Below are 22,415 nucleotides of genomic sequence, written 5' to 3'. Positions count from 1 at the left end.
TGAGCGCCAGAATTCCAAAGCGCACTGCTAAAATTTCGCACAAAATCCGCCTTTAAGACCGCGTTCACACTCTAACCCCCAACACTTGCCTCGGGGGCGTTTTGAATGAGTGGAGTGGGGCATGGAACCCTTGACCGACATGTTCGGAACGCAGATTTCTGCGGCGGCGATAGCATCTGGGTTGAATTCATTTGGCGGCTTTCAATCGATAGTCGGCTTTTTTTCTTGTCATAGTGGGCAACGCCCCGAACGGGAAAAGCGCCGTTCAAATGCAATAAAATCCATACTTTTGCCAGTCTGCATTTGGGGGACATCTTCTCCCAAGCTAGGCCGCATGAGCCAGAACACACATGTGACAGGTCCAAACGCGTTTGTCTGTGGCGACGCCAAGGATGCGGTCGTTGCGACCTGGAAATGGCTCAAGCAACGTGCAGAGACCACTGTGCCGGATGCCCATTGTCTTTCCCTATCGCAGTCCGACCAAACAGGCATTTCCCAATTTGGAACGAGGTCTTTGCACCACCCATCAGCGTGGAGGCATTTCGCATGACCAACGTTTTCGGAACGCAGACTACTGGAGCGGCGATGGCATTTGGGCTTCGCGGCGTCGTTGATTGGAGCGTGCAACAGCCGTTCCTTGACGTGTTCAAAACCGCGCGTCCTTGGCACGCCCACACCGACAGCCAGTGGGGTGCCTATATGGCAGAAGACCTCGCGGCGATGGGGGTGATGGACGACAATGGCTGGATCACCGACATTCCGCCGGGCGTTGAACAGATCCAGACCTTTATCCTGACGGAAATGCCGGCCGAGGCGACCTATACTGCCGGGTTGTACCGGCTGAGTTTTGACGGCGCGGGCGATATCACCGTGTTCGGAGCAGAGATCGTGTCGCGGTCGGCGGGCGAGATCTGGTTCAATTACACCCCTACGGGGGACGGTATGGTCACCATCTCGATCAGCGCAACAGACCCGCAAAACACGGGAAATTATTTGCGCAACATCGAAGTGGTCAAACAAGAGCACATCCCCGCCCATGAGGCTGGCCAGCTGTTCAACCCGCTATGGCTTGATCTGATCGACGACGCTCATTCCCTACGGTTCATGGACTGGCAGGAAACGAACGACTCCAACATGCAAAGCTGGTCAGAACGCCCGCAGGTGGCTGATTACACCTATCATGGCGGTGTTCCGATCGAAGTAATGATTGACCTTGCCAATGCGACCGGCACGGAACCCTGGCTCAACATTCCTTGGCACGCGGATGCCAATTTCATCCGCGAATTGGCCACTTATGTGCGGGACAATCTGAACCCGGACCTGCGCGCCCATATCGAACTGTCCAACGAGGTGTGGAACTGGTTGTTCGATCAGGCCCAAGATGCCGCACAAGCGGCGCGCGACCGCTTTGGTCAAGACCTTGGGGACGGGTGGGTTCAGGAATACGGGGCCAGATCGGTAGAAATGGCACGCATCCTGGATCAGATCTATGCTGGCGTTGAAGATCAACTGGTCAAGGTCATTGCGACCCATACCTATTGGCCCGGTCTGGAAGACGCGATTATTGATGCACCGGCATGGACCGCGCTCAGCGCAGCCAACACAGCCCCCTATCTGTCCTTCGACACCTACGCGATCACAGGATATTTTGGCAATTCTCTGGGCACAGATGAAAAAGCGGGCGCCGTCCTGAACTGGATCGCGCAGAGCGAGGCGCAGGCCCGGCAGGAGGCCGCATCGCAAGGGCTTACCGGCGCGGCGGCATCGGCCTATTTTGCCGACCATCGGTTTGACCTGGCCGAACGCCTTGCCGTGCAAGAACTTCGGGACGGGTCTGTCACCGGCAATGCCGAGGATTCACTGCAAGGCCTGTTTGAGCTTTTTCGCTATCACAAAGCGGCGGCGGATGCGCATGGGCTTGACCTTGTGATGTACGAAGGCGGCACGCATGTCGTGGGGGTTGGGCCATGGGCCCAGAATGACCTGCTGACAGAATTCTTCACCTACCTGAACTATTCCGAAGGGATGGGGCAACTCTATACAGAGCTTCTTGCCGGGTGGGAGGCCGCAGGCGGGACGCTTTTCAACGCGTTTGTCGATGTGTCCGAGCCGAACCAATGGGGCAGTTGGGGATCATTGCGCCATCTTGAGGATGCGACTGCCCGCCATGACGCAGTTGTCCGTTTCATGGACACACATCCCGCACCAGACCATATGAAGGACGGCACATGGGCGTCGCAACCGACAGACTTTGGCCCACCGCCCGCACCCGACTCTGCGGTTGACCGCGACGAACCCGCAGATGATCCGACACCTGCACCGACACCCGATCCGGCTCCGCCTGCACAGCCCGAACCTACCCCCGCGCCGCAGCCCAACCCGACCCAAGACGTGCGGGAATACGTTTTTGGCAACGACCTTTTCGTCTGGGCCGTGGGCGACCCGGAATTGTCTGTGGCCCATTGGGTCAACATGATGGCAGATGCGGCGGGACAATCATACGCGGTCGCCATGCAGACGGGTATGTTGACACAACATGACGATCTGCCCCCCAACCCACACGTCACTTTGCCAAATGTGGAAGAGGCTTGGGATCCCGACACTGGCCAAAGTTTCGCAGATGCTCAGTTCACCCAGATCACGATCTCAGCCGTGAATTTCGTGCAGGATCAATCCCCAGACAGCCCATATTGGATTGACCCACAAACCTCTCCGGCGGCATCCGCGCTACGGATTATTGACTGGGCCGAAGCACGCGCGCCCGGTGCGGCGATCAACATCTATGAAACCTGGCCAGAAATGGAGGGGTTTGTGTCAACATTCCCACCGTCACAGGCGGAATTTGATGCATGGCAGACCTACATGACCGGGGAATGGCACGATTGGTGGGTGACACTGACCGATATCATCCGAACCGCCCGACCCGATCTTGATGTGCGGTTGATCAGTGTTGGACCGCAGATAGCGCAGATGCTTGACGATCAAGAGCTTGGGCTTGGTGGGTTGCAACCCACTGACCTTTACCTTGACGATGGCCCACACGGCACACCCACGTTGTATTTTCTTGCTGCAATGACGCATTACACAACTGTTTTTGGGAGCAGGCCACCTGCGGACTTCCCCGTTCCAGATTCTGTGCACCCGGCGGTCGCGGCGAACCTGAACACGATTGCAGACTGGCTTGCAGACGGGCTGGACGCAGGTTTGCCAGATCCGATTGTGCAGCCTTTTGTCGATCAGTCAGATCCAAACCCCGGCACGGTGACACCGTCATCCGACCGCGGCGACGATGTGCCGGTACGGGGCACGAACGGAAACGACAGGATCGAGGGCGACAATGCAGATGGTATGATTGATGGCCGGGGGGGAACCGACATCGTGGTCATGGACGGCAATCAGGCCACCTATTCCGTCAGGTTTGCATCCGATTTGGTCTGGATCGAAAATCGCATGGATGGGTCCGGCCCCACGGGTCTGCGCAATGTCGAATGGATCGATTTCGGCCAAGAGACCGCGCCTTTTGGGTCTGACGGGGTGTCGCTTGGCATGTTTGATGGCATGGCTGACTTGGATGGTGCGTCGATGGCCGCGTTGACCGAACTCTACATAGCGTATTTCAATCGGGCTCCTGACGCCATTGGCCTGTTTTATTGGGGGGACCAGATGGCCGGTGGCCTGAGGCTCGATCAAATCGCTGCGTATTTTTTCGACCAGCCGGAAACCCGCGCCTTGTACGGAAACTTTGATGACCTGCCGTCCTTCGTGGATGCCGTTTACCAGAACGTGCTGGGCCGCGACCCGGATGCCGTTGGCAGGGCCTATTGGCTCGATCTTCTGGAACGCGACAGCGCGATCACGCCGCCCACGTTTATCCAGGCGATACTGGCCGGTGCCAAAGCCGAGACCGGCGGCGCGGCGGATGCCGCCTACCTTGCGAACAAGGTCTTGCTGGGGGGGCATTTTGCAATCACTCGCGGGATGTCTGACGGCACCGATGCCAACATGGTCATGCAAGGGTTTGATGGATCGGTTGCCAGCTTGCAGGCCGGAATTGCGCAAAGCGATGCGCTGTATGCCGACATTCTTGACGGAACAAGCGACGGTTTCCTGATGCAACTGGTCGGGGTCACTAATGACCCGTTTGCGACCTGACCAAAACCAAAGGGCCATGCGCCGAAAGCGGGCGGCCCGGCAGACACGAAAGAAGTGGCGATAAAGCTGAAGGATCGTCAAAACTGCTGACATTGTGTGGGGAACCTTTGCAAAGCCACCGGGCGTGTCTGCCCAAGAATTGCCCCGTTGTCGCACCAAGGCCTTAACAAAGGTTTATCACCTGTCGGGGTGCGTCGAATGCGACCTATCTTGATCATGCGACTTGATTGGAATCGCGCCTTCTGTGAACCTGTAGGCGATGGTGGTTGGCGTCATACGCGCCTGCCGAATAGGGAATGCGGTGAAATTCCGTGACTGCCCCCGCAACTGTAAGCGGCAAGTGCATCGCGCAAGACCACTGGGCCGAAGAGCCTGGGAAGGTGCGATCTGCATGACGACCCGCGAGTCAGGAGACCTGCCATCACCCGAGAACTGAAACCGGGCGGGGTGCACCGGGGGTCGATCTGCCTTGCGCCCCATCGGTGCGATTCATGACCACGACCTCCTAGCACTCTGCCCCAGCGCGGAGGGCGCTTTATGTCTATTGAACGAACCTTGACCCAACTTCAGGTCAATCCTCGCACGCCTGAACGCGCGCGCGAAATTGGGCAATTGGGGTATATGCAATGGCTGGGCAGCCTGCCCGCACAAGTCTGTTACCTCACCGAGGCCACCTGTGCCTATATGGCCGCTGCGCCGTTCCGCGACACCGATCCGGCGGTGGCCGAGTTCTGCAAGCTTCTGAAAACGTCACTGGATGCGCCGCTGACGCCACTGGATCTGGCGCTGCCGAAACCGCGCAGGCGGGGCGGTGCCAAGGAACGCCGTTTGTCGCTATGATCCCTGCCCAGCTGCGGCGGCCTCGAAGGCGGCGGCGGCAGCATCTGTCAAAGAATCGCCCAGCAGCGTTTGGGCGACTTCTGGCGACAGGGTGAAACAGTCAAGTCCACGCTGCGCCAGCGCAACCAGCTGATCCGCGCTACGCAAGGATGCGACGAGCAATCGGGGGCGGCCCCGCGCAATTTCATGCATCTGGTCGAGCATCTCGACCGCGGGTAATCCTGCCTCGGACATACGGCCAAAATACGGGGCTGCAAAATCCGCGTTCAAAGCCTTGGCAACAAAGACCTGTTTGGGGTGATACAGTGCGGTCATGAGGATTGGACCACCCAGCGCCTTGATCGCAGGCACAGCGCGGATGCCAGCCTCGGTCATGGGTATCTTGACCACAGTCCGCAGACCGGCCGCGGCCCCGGCCTCGTATAGCGCGCCAGCCCATGCGACATAGCCGTCAACCGAGCCAAAAACCTGCGCGTGCAATTCCTGTGCACCAAGGTCGCGCGCGCGCATCGCTTTGGCGCTCCAATCGATTGTCGGGTAATCCAGCCCCGCACGCACAGCCAAAAGGGGGTTGGTGGTGATCCCCTTGAACAGCCCCGTCGGCATGAGATCGGCCCAAGCCGCATCATCCGCTGTGTCGAGGTACAGATCCATTCTGTCAGCCTGCGGCGGACATCGCTGCGTCCAATTCCACAAGTGTCGGCGGATTGCATCCCGCCCGGTTGCAATTGATCGCGGCAGCCATGCCAGCGCGACGGATCAATGCGTCAACCTGCACGGCGTCCAGTGTTGTCAAAGCTGCCGGGGTCAGCGTGTTCATCCGCGCGAGCCCCGACAAAAGCGTGGCCATGAACGTGTCGCCTGCGCCCACAGTATCGACCAGTCCGGGAACGGGCGGCGCGGGAATATCGACCGGCGTGTCACCGCGCCATGCGGTTGCGCCATCTGGCCCTTTGGTCATGACCACAAGCACCGCAGAGGTTTTGCCCCGCACCAGATCAAGCGCATCGGCTTGCGCCATGTCGGGGCACAGCCCTTCGAGATCCTCATCACTGAGCTTCAGGACATGCACAGACTGCATCATCCTGAAGATCCGTGCGCGGTAGGCCTCGATATCAGTGATCACCGACAGACGCACATTGGGATCGAGCGAAACAAGCGTTCCCGCCGCAAACGCCGACATACAGGTCTCTTCCCACGCATCGGCATCGGCACCGTCAGTCAGAGCAAGCGACCCAGTGTGCAACGCTGCGGTTTCGGCGGGCATGGCAGCGGCCAGCGACGCGGGTGTAACATGGCGCTCTGCGGTGCCATCGCGTTCAAACAGGTAGGACGGAATACCGTCGGTCACTGTCACCCGCGCAATCGTCGTCGGCGCATCGACACGCCCACCACTGAGCGTCACACCTGATTGGATCAGCGTCCCGGCCAGAGTATCCCCCCACCGGTCAGTTGAGATGGGCGTGAGATAATGAACAGACGCCTCTTGCCGCCCCAAGGCCATTGCCACATTGAACGGCGATCCACCGGCAAGCGCAGAGACCTGTTCATCCCGGGTGACGTGGTCAATAAGGTTTTCACCACCGACGCAGATAACGGGGCTTGTGGGCATGGCAAGGCTCGACTTCTTTAGGTTAAGGCTCGATCAGATCTACGTCTGGCAACGTGTCGAGCGCCTGCTTAAGCGCATTGCCCCATTGTGTCGAGATCGCCTGAAACTCTGCATTGTCCGCTTCGACCCGACCAACGTGCTTTTTCTCAAGGCTGTCTGTCTCGTAACAGAAGAAATCCAAGGGGGCCGCGACCGACAGGTTTGCCTTCAGGGTGGAATCGAAGCTCACAAGCAACAGCTTGAGTGCAGCCGAAAAAGACAGGTCGGGATCATAGGCGCGCACAAGGATCGGACGGCCGTATTTGATCTCACCAATCTGAAAGAACGGCGTATCTTCGCCGGCTTCGATGAAATTGCCTGCAGGATAAATCAGAAACAGGCGCGGCGGGCTGCCAGCAATCTGACCGCCAAGGATCAGGGTTGCGTCAAAGCCTGTGTCCGCGCGCTGCCCCCCTTCTTTGAGATCCTTGATCACTTCTCGCAGCGTGTCGCCCACCATGCAGGCGGCCTGAAACATCGACGGAGCTTTGAGCAGCGATGGCGTTCTGTCCTCGGGCTGTTTGCTGCGCTCGTCGAGCAGGCTGACGACGGCTTGGGTCGTGGCAAGATTGCCTGCCGACATCAAAGTCATCATCCGGTCCCCCGGCTCTTCCCAGATCGTCATCTTCTTGAAGGTCGAGATGTTGTCCAAACCGGCATTGGTGCGGGTGTCCGACATGAACACAAGCCCGTTGCGCAGCATCATTCCAACGCAATATGTCACTGAGATGCCTTTATTGCTGAACTACATTGATACGGACATGCAATTCCTCGCTGGCGCCGCCGATCCGTGTTCCAGATATCGGTGCTGCATCGGAATAGTCCAGCCCTGTCGCAACGCGAACGTATCGTGTATCCGGCGAAACACCGTTGGACACATCGAAACCAACCCAGCCCAGACCTTCTATATGCGCCTCGGCCCAAGCATGCATCGCATCCTGTGTCGTTGTTTCGTTCAGCATAAGATAGCCGCTGACATAGCGCGCAGGCAATTTTAGCGCGCGCACACAGGCGATGAAGATATGGGTATGATCCTGACACACGCCCTTTGCCGCCGTGATCGCGTCCTCGGCGGTCCAGTCAGGCTCAGACGCGCCAAGCGTGTAGGGCACTTCGGTGCGGATACGGTCCGAGAGCGCGTGCAGCTCTGCGATGCCGGGTGCTGCGCCGATATCCCGGATCAAGGCACGACTGCCAGGCCCGGCCTCTGTGCGCGGGGTCGGCATGGCATAGAGCCAAAGCGGGGCCAAACCGTGATGCGGGCCAAGGATGCCCGCGTTGTCTGTGATCTCGACCTCACCTTCGCTGGTCGCGGACAAATCAGTCGTGTTGGGATCAAAGCTGATCAATTCGGTGGTGTTGTGGTGGTGATCCTCAAACGACACTTCCTTGCGGCCACCATCGATGCGCGTTTCCCAACGGGTCACGAATTGGTTGTACGAAGTTTTGGGTGTCTTGCGCAATTGCTGCAAGCCGTAGATCACGCCCGTCCCGAAATGATAGGTCGTCGTGTGTTCAATTCTCAGACGCATATGCGACGGACGCGGAGGGGCTTAGGCATAGAACCGAAAATCCTGTTCAATTTGGCGCGAGATGCCGGTGATTTCCTCCAGGGTCTTTTGCAGGAATTGATGCAATCCAAAGTCGAAGATATCATCGATGTTCTGCGACAGAAGTCCGTTTTCAAGCGCGCCGACCTTTGCGCGCGATGCCGCACCGCCATCACCGTCTCTGGCCAGATAGCCAAGGTTATCGCACAGCTTGCTAACACAGAACGCCAGTGACCGGGGCATTCTTTTGTCAAGGATCAGAAAAGCGGCAATTTCCCGTGGTCCACCGCCTGCACCGTATTCCATGCGGAACCCACCGCGGGCGGACACCGAGCGCAGGATCGATTCCCATTGGACGTTGTCGAGCGACGTGCCCACCGCGCGGGCCGAGGGCAGGAGCACGTAATACTTGACATCCAAGATCCGCGCCGTGTTGTCGGCACGTTCCAGAAACGTGCCCAGCCGGGCAAAATCGTAAATATCGTTGCGCAACATCGTCCCGTGGGTGACGCCCCGCACCAGCGCCGCGTGGTGCCGGATCAGGCGCAGCACGTTTGGCAGATCACGCTCGGACACTTTTCGCGCCAGCGCCTTTTTCAGCGACATATAGGCCGAGTTCACGGCTTCCCAGACGTCTCCGGTGATCGCGGTGCGCACAAGGCGCGCGTTCTGCCGCGCTGCGTTAACGCTTGAAATGATCGACGATGGATTGTCCTTGCTGCGCAACATCCAGTCGACGGCCAGATCGCGGGACACATCGTCATGTGCGGCTTTGAACCCGGACAGGCAATCGGCAGATTTCAACACCGACAGCCATTCCTCATCGGTCTGATTCAGCCGCGTGAGGGCGATGCGCTGACCTGTCTCGATCAAACGCGCGGTGTTCTCGGCCCGCTCCATGTAGCGATACATCCAGTAGAGGCCATTTGCGGTTTTTCCCAGCATGTCCCTACTCCTCCAAGACCCAAGTGTCTTTGGTCCCACCACCTTGCGACGAGTTTACAACCAACGACCCTTTCTTAAGCGCCACACGCGTCAACCCGCCAGGCGTGATCTTGATGCCGTCCGGGCTGACCAAAACATACGGCCGCAGATCAACGTGGCGCGGCGTCAGACCCGCTTTGGAAAAGATCGGTACGGTGGACAGACTCAGCGTGGGCTGGGCGATATAGTTCTTGGGCCGCGCCTTGAGCTTTTTACGGAAGGCCGCGATTTCTTTCTTGGTTGCTGTGGGGCCGATCAACATGCCGTAGCCACCGGACCCATGCACCTCTTTGACCACCAGATCCTCTAGGTTTTCCAACACATGCGCGAGCGAGTCCGGTTCAGAACAGCGCCAGGTCGGCACGTTGGGCAGCAAAGGGCGTTCGCCGGTGTAAAACTCAACGATCTCGGGCATGTAGGAATAGATCGCCTTGTCGTCAGAGATACCTGTGCCCGGCGCGTTGGCGATGGTGATACCCCCAGCGCGGTAGACATCCATGATGCCCGGAACACCAAGCTGGCTGTCGGGATTGAAATTCAGCGGGTCAAGAAAATCGTCATCCACACGACGATAGAGCACATCAATAGGTTTGTAGCCATGCGTGGTCCGCATCGCAACACGCCCATCGATCACCCGCAGGTCATGCCCTTCGACCAGCTCCACACCCATCTGGTCAGCCAGAAACGCATGTTCGAAATAGGCCGAATTGTAGATCCCCGGTGTCAGAACGGCGACCGTCGGGTCCGCGCCGGCCATCTTGGGCGCGCAAGCCGCAAGCGAACGTCGGAGATCAATCGGGTATTGCTGCACCGGTTGGACGCGGTTCTTTGAGAAAAGTTCCGGGAACATCTGCAACATGGTTTCCCGGTTTTCGAGCATATAACTCACCCCGGATGGGGTCCGCGCGTTGTCCTCCAGCACGTAGAATTCGCCCGGCCCTGTGCAGACAAGGTCAATACCTACGATATGGGTGTAAACTCCCCCCGGCACATCGACACCGATCATCTTTGGCTGAAAGGCCTCGTTTTGCGAAATCATCTCGCGCGGGATGCGCCCGGCCTTGATGATTTCCTGCGTGTGATAGATGTCGTGAAGGAACGCGTTGATCGCGCGCACACGTTGTTCAATCCCGCGCGACAGCTTGGCCCATTCGGAGCCCGAGATGATCCGGGGTATGATGTCGAAGGGGATCAGACGCTCTTCCGCCTCGGAGCGACCATAAACATTGAATGTGATCCCGGTCAGGCGGAAAAGCTCTTCGGCTTCGCGGTTCTTGGCCCGCAATCGCTTTGGGTCTTCCTGATCGAACCAGTTGTGAAAATTATGGTAGGGTGCCCGCAAATCTTCGTCGCGGCCCCACATTTCATCAAAGACAGAGTGTTCAGACATACGCAACGCTTGCCCAAGGATGCGACACGCGCAAGCGGATGTCGGCTGATCCGCTCAAAAATCTTGCGAACTGCCTAATTTTTGGACTCTTTCGAACCTGTTGGCCCAACGGAAATACAGATTCCAGCGCGAAGTCGCCTTTGGGTAGAATATAAAATGCGGTGGTGCCGCCTTTTTACCCCACGCCGGGCAACCATGTCGCCAGAAACGGGAACATGATCAACAACGCCACCACCAACAGCGAACACAGAATAAACGGGATCGCTGCACGGTAGATTTCGCGCATCGTTGTGTCTTTTGGGGCCACTCCCTTCATCACGAACAGCAAAAGCCCAAAAGGGGGCGTGGTAAAGCTGATCTCAAGCGCCAGAAGCATGATCAAACCGAACCAGATCGGATCAAACCCAAGCGTGGCGGCCAGCGGAAAGAAAATCGGCACTGTCAGCAGCATGATCGAAATTTGCTCCATGAACATACCCAGAACAAGCAGCACGCCAAACATCACAAGCAACATCAATGTCGGGTCCAGATCGAATCCTGTGGCCCAGGTGATAAGCCCGCGAGATGCGCCCGAAAACGCCAATAGCTGGCTGAACGTCGCTGACCCGAACACGATCAGGTAGGCCATCAAGGTCACGCGCAACGCGCCACGCACGGATTTCTTGATCGCATCCCATGTCAGGCAGCGATAAAGCGCAGCGAGGATCAAGACACCAAGCGCCCCAAAAGCTGCCGCCTCGGACGGGGTGACGATGCCATTGATCATCATGATGACAATGCCGACCATCAGCCCGATCATCGGCACAACGTCCCGCATCAAAAGGCTGGCCTTTTCGCCTGACGTCATCGGATCAACATCATAAGCCGGGGCCGCGTCAGGGTCGAGCCGGGTCTGGATATAGATCGTGGCCACATAAAACGACGCAAGAATCAGACCGGGGATCACCCCCGCGATCAACAAAGCGCCTACGTCGATCTTGGCCAGCGTCGCCAACAAAACGGCCAGCGCTGAGGGCGGAATGATGATCGCCAGCCCCCCGGTGCCAAGGATCGGACCGATGGACATATGGCTTTTGTAGCCGCGCCGGTTCATCTCGGGCACCATGAGCGAACCCAAAAGCGCGGTTGACCCCATGGACGATCCCGACAGCGTGGAAAATCCGGTGCCGCCCAACACGGTGACATAGCTTAGGCGGCCCGGCAGACGGCCCAACAGCTTGTCGATGGCCGAGAACATGCGACTGCCCAACCCGGTCTGGAAGAAGATCTCGCCCATCAGCAGGAACAACGGGATAGGCACCAGCGCAAAGATCGTCAGCGCTCCCCACCCATTGTTAAGAAGCGCGCCAATGCCCCGCTCTCCGCCCATGAACACCCACGCGCCAAGGATGTTGGCCGCCAGAAACGCCAGCGCCACGGGCATGCCCAGCGCCATGAGGAACATGATGCTGCCAACCAGAAGGCCAAGCGCTTCATACCATTCCATCATTCGTGAATCCCCGCTTCGCCCGAATGCATCAGATCGGCCCCGAAAACGAACCGCGCGAATTCAATCGCCATGACAGAAAACGCGATAGGGAACGTGATCGTCAGCAACCAACGGGGATAGTAATAGGCGCGCACATCAAAATCGTTGCGTTCGATATTGGTCAGGAACAACTCCAACCCGTACCACGCAAGGGTCAGCGACACCGCCACACACACCAATGCGACCAAACGGCTGACCACCCGGCGCACTGCCGAAGGCAGGGCGGCTGTGACCAGTTCGATGTGCACATGGCCCTTTTCGCGCACAAGCCACGGCGCGCCCAGCATCGTCATATACAGGATGCCGTACTCCGCAGAAGTGAACAGCCACGCAAATGGCTGGAACCCAAGGTTGCGCATCACCACGGATGTGACAACCGATACCATCAACCAGACAAGCGTGATCGCGGCGATAAAAGCCATGGTGTATAAAAGAGCGTCGTAAGCCCGGATCACTGCGCGCATGGGATGTTCCGTTCAAAGTGATTGGGCCGGGGTGTGTCCCCGGCCCAGTGTTCTTAGTTATCAGCTGCGGGATCGTAGAATTTGCCAATAAGGTCATCATAGCCTGCGACCGATGTCGGCTCTGCTTCCATCAGCTCTTTCATCCGCGCCCAGGTGGTTTCGCGTGCAGCGGCAAGGTAGTTGACCTTTGCATCGCCCTCGAGCGTGACAACCTTCATGCCAGCAGCGTCCAGAGCGGCAAAATCTTCGTCTCGCTTAGTGCGCAGAGCGTTGACACTGTCGATCTCGTGCTGGATCGCGGTGTCTTGAAGGATCGTCTTGGCTGCGTCGCTCAGCCCGTTCCATGTATCCAGGTTCACAATCACCCCAAGATCGGTCGAGAAGAAGCAGGGTTCAATCCGGTAGTTCAGGAATTCGTTCCATTTGAGGTCAATGAGACCAATCTGGGTCCAGCCGGTTGCATCCACCACGCCGTTTTGCAGCGCGGAATACACTTCGCCGGTTGGCAGGTCGATTACCTGCGCTTCAAGATAGTTGGTGAAGAACGCATTATATACAGCGTTGCCGCGCAGACGCAGGCCGTCCACTTCAAGGTTACCCGCATCGTCAAACGACGGCGCATCGCGGGTCCAGAGATTGTAGCACACGCCACTGTCAAACCAGCCGAGATATTTCAGGTTCATGCGTTCCTGATGGATTTGGTCGATCATCTCGATCCCGCCGTTTTCGCGGGTTTCAATGGCCGTGAGGTTCGACGCGACAAGTGCATCTTTCTCGGGCAGCGCACCGCCGTAGAACGATCCGGGCGTGTAGACCATGTCAACAATCCCGTCGCGCACCGCGTCGGGTTGCTGGAACATGCCGATGGCTTCGGGGCCACCGCGCACTTCGATTTGGATCACACCCTCGCCCGCTTCGTTGACCTTATCAACGAAGGACAAAAAGCTTTGCGTATAGATCAGCGTTTCTGGAAACGCATGCACTGCGGTGATCGTTTCTTGCGCTTGGGCCACTGTGCCAAGCATCACACCGCCTGCAAGGCAGCCTTTGAACAGGTTCATTTTCATGGTTAGTTCCTCCTACACCCTTCGGCCAATCATGGCCTGTGTTACTGCGAAACGGTGGTCCGCTCCGCGTTTCTGACGTTGGTCTGTTGGACTGGTATGACCCACGGCTTGCCCTGCACATGCTGTGCCCGGAACGCCGCTATGGCCGGTTTATGGGTTTGGGTGAGGTCGATATCATCCCACCCGTTGATCAGCTTTTGCTGCCAGACATCATCAAGCGTGAAGCCAAGCATGGTATCGCCAAACCGGATGGTCCGGTCCGGCAGGTCGATGGTGATTTCCTGCGGGCCAAAGGCCAGCCGCGCAAGGACGGCGTCAGCCTCGGCTTCGGTCACGCGGGCAGGCAGCAGGCCGTTATTCACCGCGTTGCTGGCAAAGATATCGCCAAAGCTCGGTGCGATCACGACACGGATACCGAAATCGACCAGCGCGTAAACCGCCGCTTCGCGCGACGATCCGCTGCCGAAGTTGCGGCGCGAGATCAGGACGCTGGCGGTCGGCACGATGTTCAGCGGGAAGTCCGGCACAGGCACACCGTCGCTATCATAGCGGAAATCGTTGAGCAGGAAGTGCCCATAGCCCTCGGATCGCGGCGTCGACATGAACCGCGCCGGGATCAGCTGATCCGTGTCCACGTTCTCGCGGTCAAGCGCAACGGCAAGACCGGTATGCTGCGTCCATCCGTTCATGCGACCTCACGCTCTTTCAAAAGATCACGCACGTCCGTCAGATGCCCGGTCACTGCCGCTGCGGCCACCATCGCCGGCGACATCAGATGCGTGCGCGCGCCACGTCCTTGGCGGCCCCGAAAGTTACGGTTGGTGGTCGAGGCACAACGCTTGCCCGGCTCTACAAGGTCGCCATTCATTGCAACACACATCGAACAGCCCGACCCGACCCAATCAAGGCCTGCGTCGATGAAAATGCGGTCCAGCCCTTCCGCCTCGGCCTGTGCTTTGATCAGCTGCGATCCGGGCGACACGATCCCCGGCACTTTGGACTGCCGGCCGGCCAACACAGCCGCCGCTGCGCGCAGGTCTTCGATGCGGGCGTTGGTGCACGACCCAATGAACACCTGGTCAACCCTGATATCCGTCAGGGCACGACCCGCCGTCAGGCCCATATACTCCAGCGCAGCCCGTGCGCGATCCGCAGCATTGCCGTGCAAGCGTGCCGGGTCTGGTATGGTGGCCGTGACTGGCAAAGCGTCGTCTGGTGTGGTGCCCCAAGTCACAATTGGCGCAATCTCAGAAGCGTCAAGCGACACGCTCGCTGCATATTCGGCATCCGCATCCGACGGCAGCGTTGACCAATACGCGACAGCACGATCCCACTCGGCCCCGGTCGGCGCAAAGGGCCGTCCCTTCACATAGGCAAAAGTCGTGTCGTCCGGCGCGATCATGCCAAAGCGCGCCCCGCCTTCGATGGATAGGTTGCACAGCGTCATGCGCCCTTCCATCGACAGTGCTCGCACCGCAGGTCCGGTGTATTCAACGGCGTGTCCGCGCGCGCCGTCGGCACCCAGCTTGGCGATCCACGCAAGCGCCAGATCCTTGGCGCCAACGCCGGGGCCAAACCGCCCGGTCACGTCGATCCGCATCGCCTTGGGCTTTTTCTGCCAGACCGTTTGCGTTGCCAACACATGCGCCACCTCGGTCGCGCCAATTCCAAAAGCAAGCGCCCCGAACGCACCGTGGGTAGAGGTATGGCTGTCCCCGCAATTGATCAAAAGTCCGGGCAGGCTCAGGCCTTGTTCGGGCCCGATCACATGCACAATCCCCTGACGTGGATCATCAAGACCAAAACAGGTGATCCCGTGCTCTACGGTGTTCACCGCAAGCGTGTCGATCATCCGCGCAATTGCTGCCGTGGCAGGCGCGCCGCGCGTCGGCGCATAGTGATCCGCAACACCAAAGGTGAGTCCCGGTTCAGCCACCGGCAGGCCGCGTTCCGCGATCTTGGCGAAGGCGTGATGCGACCCCTCGTGCACAAGATGCCGGTCGACCCATAACAGGCTTGTGCCGTCCTCCCGGCGCAGGATTTCATGCGCCTCCCACAGCTTGTCGAGTAGACGAAGCGCGGTCATGATGCTGCACCCCCGACCACAGGTTCCCAATGGCGCGCCTCACCGGCACCGACGCGGGCAAGGTCCATTTCCAACCGAAACAGATCGGGTCGATACAGCGCTGAAAGATGCTCCACACCCTGCCCATTGGCATCGCGCACAACGCGCTGCACGAATAAGAGCGGCGACCCGACAGACACATCCAGCGCCTCGGCCACGTCGGGCGTTGCCAAGGCAGCCGTGACCGTCTGATGGGCGCTCTGCACGCTCACGCCGCTGCGTTCAAGCAATCGAAACAGCGGCTGCGTCGCCAGATCGGCCTCATCATAGCTGACCGCGATATCCTTGGGCACATAGGTCGTAAGATGCGAAAACGGCTGCCCGCCAGAAGACCGCACACGCACGGCCTTTTGAACCTCGGCCCCGTTGGCAATCCCCAACGCCTCAGCCACCGCCACCGGCGCTGTGTCATAGGAAAACGACAAAAGCCGCGCAGTGGTCTTACGGTCCATCTCAACGAGATGCGGGATCAGGGTTGCGAAATCTGCTGACAATCTCTGACCGTTCTGCGCGCCCGCCCGCACAACAGACCCTGCGCCAGTTTTCTTTTCGATCCACCCGTCAGCCGCCAACGCGTCCAACGCGCGACGGATGGTGATGCGGGAAACGTCGAATGCCTCAGCCAGCTTGTGCTCACCGGGCAGGCGCACGCCATCTTTGAAACCGCCGTTTGATATTTCGTCGCGCAGCAACAGGTAAACCCTGCGGGCCTTACCACCTTCTGGAAGTCCGGAATGCGCGTTGATCGTCACGAAAGCGCGGCCCCTGCTGCTTGGCGATCCTCGAGGCCCCTTCGGTGGCACAGCAAAGAATCTGCGAATGATGGTCTTTCAATATACCAAAACCTGTTATATGAAAAGTGCAGATTTTTGGGAGATTCCGATGCCGATTGTGGAAGCGCATATCCTTGAAGGATATAATGCCACCGAGAAGTCCCGGCTGACATCGGCCCTCACGGACGCCATCAGATTTGTCGTTCCGGCCCCCGATGAGGCCATTACGGTGATGTTGCATGAATACCCCTCCGAGGCCTATGCCCGAGGCGGTCAGCACCGCACACCCGCGCCCGCCTTGCCTGACCCCGTGCAAATCGTCCGCGCCTACCTGAGCGCGGTGGAAGCGCGCGACCTGCGTACGGCACAGGCGATGCTGGGCGACGACTTTCAGATGGTGTTCCCCGCGACACAACCGATGACGCAGCTCTCCGAACTTATCGAGTGGTCCAAGGGCCGCTACCGGTTTGTCAAGAAAATCTATGACGGGTTCGATGCCGCGCACAGCGGCGGTGTTGCCGTCGTCTACGCGCGCGGCACGCTCTATGGGGAATGGATGGACGGCACCCCGTTTGAGGGTATCCGTTTTATCGACCGTTTTGAAATCACCGGAGGCAAGATCGTGCGTCAGGACGTCTGGAACGACATGGCCGAGGTGCAGGCAAAATGACCACTGCGATTGACCCGATCACCCTCGCCGTTTTGGCTGGCCGAATGGAACAGATCGCCGACGAGATGGACGCGACGCTGTTTCGCGCGGCCTTCAATCCGATCATCGCCGAGGCCCATGACGCGTCGCACGGGTTCTACCACGCAGCATCGGGCGACACGCTGGTGCAGGGCAAATCCGGGCTGCCGATTTTTGTGGGCGTCATGGCTTTCGCCGTGAAAGCCGTGATCGACAAGGCCGCCGAAGCGGATGATCTGGCCGATGGCGACATCTACATTTTCAACGATGCACATATCGGGGGCACACACCTTTCGGACATGCGGCTGGTGCGGCCCTATTTCCGCGATGGTCAGCTGTTCTGCTACCTTGCCAGTGTCGGCCACTGGCACGATGTGGGCGGCGCAGTGCCCGGCAATTACAACCCGTCTGCGACCGAGGCCTTCCAAGAGGCGTTCATCCTGCCGCCGGTGAAACTGGCGCGCGCTGGGGTGATTCAACAAGACATCATCGACATCCTGATGCGCAACACCCGCCTGCCGCAATCGGCGATGGGCGATCTCAACGGTCAGTTGGGCGCGCTTGACCTGGGTGTGAAACGGCTGGATGAGCTTTTGGGCGAATACGGGGCAAGCACCGTATCCGCAGCGCTTGATGCGCTTGGCGACAGGGCCGAAGCGCTGATGCGGTCCGAGCTGTCCAGCCTGCCGAACGGGCGGTGGGAGGCGGTCGACTACCTTGATAACGATGGCATCACGGATGTTGCCTTGCCGATCAAGGTCGCGCTTGAGATCAGCGGCGACCGGATGGTGCTCGATTTCGAAGGCACCGCCCCCGTGACCGCAGGCCCGGTGAATATCGCCTATCCGACGGCAGTGGCCACAGCCTATGTCGCAATCAAGCATATCTTTCCCGACCTGCCCGCCAATGCCGGTGTGATGCGACCGATTGATGTGCGGGTGCCGGACGGGTCGCTGCTCTCTGCCGAGTTTCCCGCGCCGGTTGGTGGGTATACCGAAACCATCCTACGCATGATCGACGTGATCTTTAGCGCCGCATCCCAAGCCGCCCCGGACCGGGTTGTCGCCAACGCTTACGGCACGATCAACGCACTGTCGATTGCAGGCAAGCGGGCGAATGGGCAGCGCTGGGTGATGTTCAGCTTTTATGGTGGTGGGCACGGTGGCAGCTTTGAGTCGGACGGCCTGAACCACGGAAACGCGCCAATCTCAACCGCGACGATACCACCGATGGAAATCTTGGAGGCTGCCTACCCCGTCATGTTCCGCCAATGGGCACTGCGCCCCGACAGTGCCGGAGCAGGCGCGCATCGTGGCGGGCTGGGGGCCACCTACGAGATTGAACTGCTTGAGGACAGCGCCGAGGCGTTTCTGTTCGGCGAACGTGGACGCTTTGCCCCGCAAGGTGTGCAAGGCGGCGGCACGGGCGCGATGAACGTCTTTCACTATGAACAAGACAGCGGATGGGAAACCCCGCCATTGGCGTCCAAGATGCTCGGTATCAAGCTGTCCAAAGGCCAAGCCGTGCGCCTTGAGACACCGGGCGGCGGCGGCTACGGCCCGGCGACCAATCGCGCAGCACAGGACGTGGCACAGGACGTAGCGCTTGGGTATCTCACACCCGATGCGGCCACTGACCTTTACGGCCCCGCATGGAAAGAGGTCGCAGCATGACCAAGATGATCGGCGTCGATGTCGGCGGCACGTTTACGGATGTGTTCGTGCTGGACGAGGCAACGGGCGTGGCCCAAGTGGCCAAGGTGCCCACCACGCGGCCCGACCAGTCCGGCGGCTTTCTGGACGGCATCCACCAGCAGGTTGACGACCTGTCCAGTGTTGCTGCTGTCGTGCATGGCACGACGGCTGGCACCAACGCATTGCTGGAACGCAAGGGTGCCAAGATCGGCGTGATCACCACACAAGGCCTGCGCGACGTTCTTGAAATGCGCCGCCGCGACCGGCCCCGCACCTGGGGCTTACGCGGTGACTTTAGCCCCGTTGTGCCCCGCAACCTGCGACTTGAAGTACCTGAACGGACGCTGGCAGATGGCACGATCCGCACGCCTGTCGATCTGGAAGCGGTCACAGCCGCCGCACAGCAGTTGATCGACGAGGGCTGTCTGGCGGTCGCAATTCTCTTTGCCAACGCCTATGCCAACGCGGAAAACGAGGCCATGGCCGTCGCCGCCGTCCGTGGCATGTGGCCCAATGATCACGTCAGTTGTTCCTCGGAAATCCTGCCCGAAATCCGCGAATTCGAACGCTTTTCGACCACCGCGCTCAACGCCTATCTTCAACCAGAAGTGTCGGGTTACATCACCCGGCTAGACCAAGCCCTGACCAAAGGCGGGTTCACCGGCGAATTCATGATCGTGCAATCCAATGGCGGCGTGATGGGCACCGAAACGGCCTGCCGCCTGCCCATTCGCACGGCGCTCTCCGGCCCCGCCGCGGGCGTGATCGCCGCCGGGCATATCGCCGCGACCGCCGGGTTCGACAACGTCATCACGGGCGATATGGGTGGCACCAGCTTTGACGTGGCACTGATCGCCCAGGGGCAGTCCATGCTGTCGCCGCAAACCTCCATCGACTTCGGCATGGTGGTCCGCAACCCGATGATCGAGATCACGACCATTGGCGCAGGCGGCGGGTCTATCGCGTGGGTCGACAAGGGCGGGTTGCTCAACATCGGCCCCGAAAGCGCGGGGTCAACACCCGGCCCGGTGGCCTATGGTCAGGGCAATGACCGCCCTACAGTGACCGACGCCAATGTCGTCCTGGGCCGGATCGACCCCGAAAATCCAATCGGAGGCAAGCTGGACCGACTGGACGTGGAGGCAGCAGCCAAGGCGATCGACCTGCATGTTGGGCAGAAGCTGAACCTCAGCACGGTCGAGGCCGCCGAGGCGATCCTGCGGATAGCTAATTCGCGCATGGCGGGCGCGATCCGTCTGGTCAGCATCGAACGCGGGTTTGATCCGAAACGCTTTGCCTTCATGCCCTTCGGCGGCGGCGGTGCTTTGCACACCGGCGCAATTCTGAACGAGGTCGGCATCGGCAGCGCGATTGTCCCGCGCTATCCTGGTGTGACCAGCGCGATGGGTTGTGTGATTGCCGATATGCGCCAGGACTTTGTACAGACGATCAACACGCTGACCGCAACTTTGGACACGGACGCGCTTCGCAGCGTATTGCAAAAGCATATCGACGACGGAATGGCGCTGCTCAATGCCGCGCAAACCCGGTTCGATGCACGCGATATCGTGGTGGAACTGGACATGGCCTATGTGGGCCAGACCCATACGGTCGCCGTGCCCTTGCCAATCACGCTCGACGGCACCGCGGTCAAAGCGCCCACCATCGAAGAGGTCGAGGCAGCGTTCGATGCCGGCTATCAGGCCACATATGGACGCCTGCTCAAGAACGGCACGCGCCGGGTGATGAACCTGCGCACCGCCGTCATCGGGCGTCGTCCCAAATTTGACCTCACCACACTTGCTCCCAAAGGCGGCACGGTCGAAGCGGCGCACACAGGAACGCGCAAGGTGCATTTCGGCGATGCATGGTTTGAAACCATGATCTACAATCGGTTGGACTTGCCGGTCGGTGCCGAAATCAAAGGCCCCGCGATCCTTGTTCAACCCGACACAACCGTTCTTGTGGACCCCGGCCTGACGGCAAAGGTGGACACCTCCGGCAACACGATCATCACACGGGACGAGGACTGAGACATGGCGCATAAAATCGACCCGACGCGCATGGCGCTTCTGACCATCGACCTGCAAAACGACTTTCTGCACCCCGACGGGGCCTATGGCCGTGCTGGCCAAACGGCAGCAGCAATCACGGCCCTGCCCGCCCGGATCAAACCCGTGGCTGACGCTCTGCGTGCCAAGGGCGGCACTTACATTAGCGCCCAGTTTACGCTGGTGCCCGGACCAAATGACGAACCGCTGATCGCACCACATCTGAAAGAGCTGCGCCCCTTCCTAGGCAAAGGCGACTTTGCGCCGGGCAAGTTTGGCCACAGCCTTGTCGATACGCTGGCGCCCGCAGATTACACGATTGAAAAGGTGGCGTATTCCGCGCTTTACCAGACGCGGCTAGAATACATTCTGCGCGCGCTGGATATCGACACGCTCATCATCGGCGGGATCGTCACCAATGGTGGGGTCGCCAGCACCGCCCGCGACGCCCATTTGCGCAACCTGCATACCGTTTTGCTGTCCGATGGCTGCGCGGCTTTCAAACAAGAGGTGCATGATGCCACACTGCTGTCGCTTGCATCCGTCTGCCCGAATGTGACCTGCGCCGAGATGCTGGATATGCTGGCATGACCCTGAAATCGCGGCTTGCCGCCGATCAAATCCTTGTAGCGCCCGGCGTCTATGACGCACTGACTGCAACGCTTGCCGCGCAAGCCGGGTTTGAGGCGATTTATCTCAGTGGCGCAGCGGTGGCTTACACGCGCCTTGGTCGCCCCGATATTGGCCTGACTTCAGTCAGCGAGATGACCGATACGATGGCCCTGATCCGCGACTGCGTGGACCTGCCCGTCATCATCGACGCCGATACTGGCTTTGGCAACGCCCTGAACGCGCAGCGCACGATGCGGATGTATGAACGCGCGGGCGCAAATGCCTTGCAGATCGAGGACCAGACCTATCCAAAACGCTGCGGCCATCTGGCGGACAAATCCATCATTCCAACGGCGGAAATGGTCGGCAAGATCGCCGCGATGGCCGATGCGCGTGCCAGCGATGACACGCTGATCGTCGCCCGCACCGACGCCGTCGCAGTGGAGGGCTTTGACGCCGCGATCGACCGGGCCGAGGCTTATGTCGAGGCGGGGGCAGACGCGCTCTTTGTCGAGGCGCTGCGGTCGGTGGACGAAATGAAGACAGTGACGGATCGCTTCAAGGGTCGCGTGCCACTGCTTGCCAACATGGTCGAAGGTGGTGCCACACCGATCCAGAACGCCTCGGACCTGGAAGCGATGGGCTTTTCAATCGTGATCTTCCCCGGCGGTATCGTGCGCGCCCTCGCCCGCACCGCCGAGGACTATTATGCCAGCCTCAAGACCAATGGCAGCAACCGCCCCTTCGCCGAACAGATGTTTGATTTTAAAGGGCTGAACACACGCCTTGGCACAGACGCGATGCTCGCAACTGGCAAGCGGTATGAAAATGGTGGGAACGACTAAG

At 59.5% G+C, this 22,415-nt stretch carries 20 protein-coding genes and 1 riboswitch; of the genes, 8 read left to right on the top strand and 12 right to left on the bottom strand.

What is annotated here, in order from left to right:
• The first annotated feature begins 121 nt into the window (after nucleotides 1-121).
• The 3 genes from ACSHXH_RS10670 (at nucleotide 122) to ACSHXH_RS10660 (ending at nucleotide 4,992) form a co-directional block, all read left to right on the top strand.
• On the top strand, nucleotides 122-550 hold the full coding sequence (locus tag ACSHXH_RS10670) for a hypothetical protein (protein ID WP_435671774.1): 429 nt from the start codon (nucleotides 122-124) through the stop codon (nucleotides 548-550).
• The gene (locus ACSHXH_RS10665; RefSeq protein ID WP_435671773.1) at nucleotides 547-4,152 is read left to right on the top strand and encodes a DUF4214 domain-containing protein; all 3,606 of its coding nucleotides are present in this window, start codon (nucleotides 547-549) and stop codon (nucleotides 4,150-4,152) included. The genes ACSHXH_RS10670 and ACSHXH_RS10665 overlap by 4 nt, the downstream gene beginning before the upstream one ends.
• A 243-nt stretch (nucleotides 4,153-4,395) precedes the next feature.
• A riboswitch (cobalamin riboswitch) is annotated at nucleotides 4,396-4,589 on the top strand.
• 100 nt (nucleotides 4,590-4,689) lie between these two features.
• Nucleotides 4,690-4,992, top strand: coding sequence for a hypothetical protein (locus ACSHXH_RS10660; RefSeq protein WP_435671772.1), 303 nt, complete (start codon nucleotides 4,690-4,692; stop codon nucleotides 4,990-4,992).
• Here the strand turns inward: ACSHXH_RS10660 and ACSHXH_RS10655 are convergent.
• The 12 genes from ACSHXH_RS10655 to ACSHXH_RS10600 form a co-directional block, all read right to left on the bottom strand.
• A complete protein-coding gene (locus ACSHXH_RS10655; protein ID WP_435671771.1) occupies nucleotides 4,987-5,646 on the bottom strand; it encodes a transaldolase family protein in 660 nt (219 codons plus the stop codon). The two genes, ACSHXH_RS10660 and ACSHXH_RS10655, sit on opposite strands and share 6 nt — an antisense overlap.
• 4 nt (nucleotides 5,647-5,650) lie before the next feature.
• Nucleotides 5,651-6,604 (bottom strand): carbohydrate kinase family protein, encoded by a 954-nt coding sequence (locus ACSHXH_RS10650; RefSeq protein ID WP_435671770.1) that lies wholly within the window; start codon nucleotides 6,602-6,604, stop codon nucleotides 5,651-5,653.
• 22 nt (nucleotides 6,605-6,626) lie between these two features.
• Nucleotides 6,627-7,367: a peptidase gene (locus ACSHXH_RS10645; protein WP_435671769.1), complete on the bottom strand. Its 741-nt coding sequence runs from the start codon at nucleotides 7,365-7,367 to the stop codon at nucleotides 6,627-6,629.
• 10 nt (nucleotides 7,368-7,377) lie between these two features.
• On the bottom strand, nucleotides 7,378-8,175 hold the full coding sequence (locus tag ACSHXH_RS10640) for a transglutaminase family protein (protein ID WP_435671768.1): 798 nt from the start codon (nucleotides 8,173-8,175) through the stop codon (nucleotides 7,378-7,380).
• Nucleotides 8,176-8,196: 21 nt separating this feature from the next.
• Nucleotides 8,197-9,138: an alpha-E domain-containing protein gene (locus ACSHXH_RS10635; RefSeq protein WP_435671767.1), complete on the bottom strand. Its 942-nt coding sequence runs from the start codon at nucleotides 9,136-9,138 to the stop codon at nucleotides 8,197-8,199.
• A gap of 4 nt (nucleotides 9,139-9,142) precedes the next feature.
• Complete coding sequence (locus tag ACSHXH_RS10630; protein WP_435671766.1) at nucleotides 9,143-10,567, bottom strand: circularly permuted type 2 ATP-grasp protein; 1,425 nt, start codon at nucleotides 10,565-10,567, stop codon at nucleotides 9,143-9,145.
• A 175-nt stretch (nucleotides 10,568-10,742) separates the two neighbouring features.
• On the bottom strand, nucleotides 10,743-12,053 hold the full coding sequence (locus ACSHXH_RS10625) for a TRAP transporter large permease (protein WP_435671845.1): 1,311 nt from the start codon (nucleotides 12,051-12,053) through the stop codon (nucleotides 10,743-10,745).
• Nucleotides 12,053-12,559 carry a TRAP transporter small permease gene (locus tag ACSHXH_RS10620; RefSeq protein ID WP_435671765.1) on the bottom strand — a complete coding sequence of 169 codons (507 nt, stop codon included), beginning with the start codon at nucleotides 12,557-12,559 and terminating at the stop codon, nucleotides 12,053-12,055. Before ACSHXH_RS10620 ends, ACSHXH_RS10625 begins: the two co-directional genes overlap by 1 nt.
• A gap of 53 nt (nucleotides 12,560-12,612) precedes the next feature.
• Nucleotides 12,613-13,626 carry a TRAP transporter substrate-binding protein DctP gene (gene dctP, locus ACSHXH_RS10615; RefSeq protein WP_435671764.1) on the bottom strand — a complete coding sequence of 338 codons (1,014 nt, stop codon included), beginning with the start codon at nucleotides 13,624-13,626 and terminating at the stop codon, nucleotides 12,613-12,615.
• Between the two features lie 41 nt (nucleotides 13,627-13,667).
• Complete coding sequence (gene leuD / locus ACSHXH_RS10610; RefSeq protein WP_435671763.1) at nucleotides 13,668-14,315, bottom strand: 3-isopropylmalate dehydratase small subunit; 648 nt, start codon at nucleotides 14,313-14,315, stop codon at nucleotides 13,668-13,670.
• Nucleotides 14,312-15,712 (bottom strand): 3-isopropylmalate dehydratase large subunit, encoded by a 1,401-nt coding sequence (gene leuC / locus ACSHXH_RS10605; RefSeq protein ID WP_435671762.1) that lies wholly within the window; start codon nucleotides 15,710-15,712, stop codon nucleotides 14,312-14,314. The genes leuD and leuC overlap by 4 nt, the downstream gene beginning before the upstream one ends.
• Entirely contained in the window at nucleotides 15,709-16,503 is a 795-nt protein-coding gene (locus ACSHXH_RS10600; RefSeq protein ID WP_435671761.1) for a GntR family transcriptional regulator, read from the bottom strand. Before ACSHXH_RS10600 ends, leuC begins: the two co-directional genes overlap by 4 nt.
• Before the next feature lie 130 nt (nucleotides 16,504-16,633).
• On the opposite strand from ACSHXH_RS10600, the gene ACSHXH_RS10595 reads away from it, so the two are divergent.
• The 5 genes from ACSHXH_RS10595 to ACSHXH_RS10575 are packed head-to-tail and all read left to right on the top strand — an operon-like array spanning nucleotide 16,634 to nucleotide 22,414.
• Nucleotides 16,634-17,194, top strand: coding sequence for a nuclear transport factor 2 family protein (locus tag ACSHXH_RS10595; protein ID WP_435671760.1), 561 nt, complete (start codon nucleotides 16,634-16,636; stop codon nucleotides 17,192-17,194).
• Nucleotides 17,191-18,885 carry a hydantoinase B/oxoprolinase family protein gene (locus ACSHXH_RS10590; protein WP_435671759.1) on the top strand — a complete coding sequence of 565 codons (1,695 nt, stop codon included), beginning with the start codon at nucleotides 17,191-17,193 and terminating at the stop codon, nucleotides 18,883-18,885. The genes ACSHXH_RS10595 and ACSHXH_RS10590 overlap by 4 nt, the downstream gene beginning before the upstream one ends.
• Nucleotides 18,882-20,939 (top strand): hydantoinase/oxoprolinase family protein, encoded by a 2,058-nt coding sequence (locus ACSHXH_RS10585; RefSeq protein WP_435671758.1) that lies wholly within the window; start codon nucleotides 18,882-18,884, stop codon nucleotides 20,937-20,939. The genes ACSHXH_RS10590 and ACSHXH_RS10585 overlap by 4 nt, the downstream gene beginning before the upstream one ends.
• Nucleotides 20,940-20,942: 3 nt before the next feature.
• Nucleotides 20,943-21,548, top strand: coding sequence for a cysteine hydrolase family protein (locus tag ACSHXH_RS10580; RefSeq protein ID WP_435671757.1), 606 nt, complete (start codon nucleotides 20,943-20,945; stop codon nucleotides 21,546-21,548).
• Complete coding sequence (locus ACSHXH_RS10575; protein ID WP_435671756.1) at nucleotides 21,545-22,414, top strand: isocitrate lyase/PEP mutase family protein; 870 nt, start codon at nucleotides 21,545-21,547, stop codon at nucleotides 22,412-22,414. The genes ACSHXH_RS10580 and ACSHXH_RS10575 overlap by 4 nt, the downstream gene beginning before the upstream one ends.
• The last annotated feature ends 1 nt before the right edge of the window (nucleotide 22,415 follow it).

The organism is Marivita sp., from assembly GCF_051251565.1.
In the GTDB taxonomy this organism is placed as follows: domain Bacteria; phylum Pseudomonadota; class Alphaproteobacteria; order Rhodobacterales; family Rhodobacteraceae; genus Marivita.
This window is presented reverse-complemented; position numbering and strand designations above follow the sequence as displayed.

Bases quoted from the DNA above. Each gene is read 5' to 3' on its own strand.
- ACSHXH_RS10670 (WP_435671774.1), top strand. From the start codon at position 122: ATGGAACCCTTGACCGACATGTTCGGAACGCAGATTTCTGCGGCGGCG.
- ACSHXH_RS10665 (WP_435671773.1), top strand. From the start codon at position 547: ATGACCAACGTTTTCGGAACGCAGACTACTGGAGCGGCGATGGCATTT.
- ACSHXH_RS10660 (WP_435671772.1), top strand. From the start codon at position 4,690: ATGTCTATTGAACGAACCTTGACCCAACTTCAGGTCAATCCTCGCACG.
- ACSHXH_RS10655 (WP_435671771.1), bottom strand. From the start codon at position 5,646: ATGGATCTGTACCTCGACACAGCGGATGATGCGGCTTGGGCCGATCTC.
- ACSHXH_RS10650 (WP_435671770.1), bottom strand. From the start codon at position 6,604: ATGCCCACAAGCCCCGTTATCTGCGTCGGTGGTGAAAACCTTATTGAC.
- ACSHXH_RS10640 (WP_435671768.1), bottom strand. From the start codon at position 8,175: ATGCGTCTGAGAATTGAACACACGACGACCTATCATTTCGGGACGGGC.
- ACSHXH_RS10635 (WP_435671767.1), bottom strand. From the start codon at position 9,138: ATGCTGGGAAAAACCGCAAATGGCCTCTACTGGATGTATCGCTACATG.
- ACSHXH_RS10630 (WP_435671766.1), bottom strand. From the start codon at position 10,567: ATGTCTGAACACTCTGTCTTTGATGAAATGTGGGGCCGCGACGAAGAT.
- ACSHXH_RS10625 (WP_435671845.1), bottom strand. From the start codon at position 12,053: ATGGAATGGTATGAAGCGCTTGGCCTTCTGGTTGGCAGCATCATGTTC.
- ACSHXH_RS10620 (WP_435671765.1), bottom strand. From the start codon at position 12,559: ATGCGCGCAGTGATCCGGGCTTACGACGCTCTTTTATACACCATGGCT.
- dctP (WP_435671764.1), bottom strand. From the start codon at position 13,626: ATGAAAATGAACCTGTTCAAAGGCTGCCTTGCAGGCGGTGTGATGCTT.
- leuD (WP_435671763.1), bottom strand. From the start codon at position 14,315: ATGAACGGATGGACGCAGCATACCGGTCTTGCCGTTGCGCTTGACCGC.
- leuC (WP_435671762.1), bottom strand. From the start codon at position 15,712: ATGACCGCGCTTCGTCTACTCGACAAGCTGTGGGAGGCGCATGAAATC.
- ACSHXH_RS10595 (WP_435671760.1), top strand. From the start codon at position 16,634: ATGCCGATTGTGGAAGCGCATATCCTTGAAGGATATAATGCCACCGAG.
- ACSHXH_RS10590 (WP_435671759.1), top strand. From the start codon at position 17,191: ATGACCACTGCGATTGACCCGATCACCCTCGCCGTTTTGGCTGGCCGA.
- ACSHXH_RS10585 (WP_435671758.1), top strand. From the start codon at position 18,882: ATGACCAAGATGATCGGCGTCGATGTCGGCGGCACGTTTACGGATGTG.
- ACSHXH_RS10580 (WP_435671757.1), top strand. From the start codon at position 20,943: ATGGCGCATAAAATCGACCCGACGCGCATGGCGCTTCTGACCATCGAC.
- ACSHXH_RS10575 (WP_435671756.1), top strand. From the start codon at position 21,545: ATGACCCTGAAATCGCGGCTTGCCGCCGATCAAATCCTTGTAGCGCCC.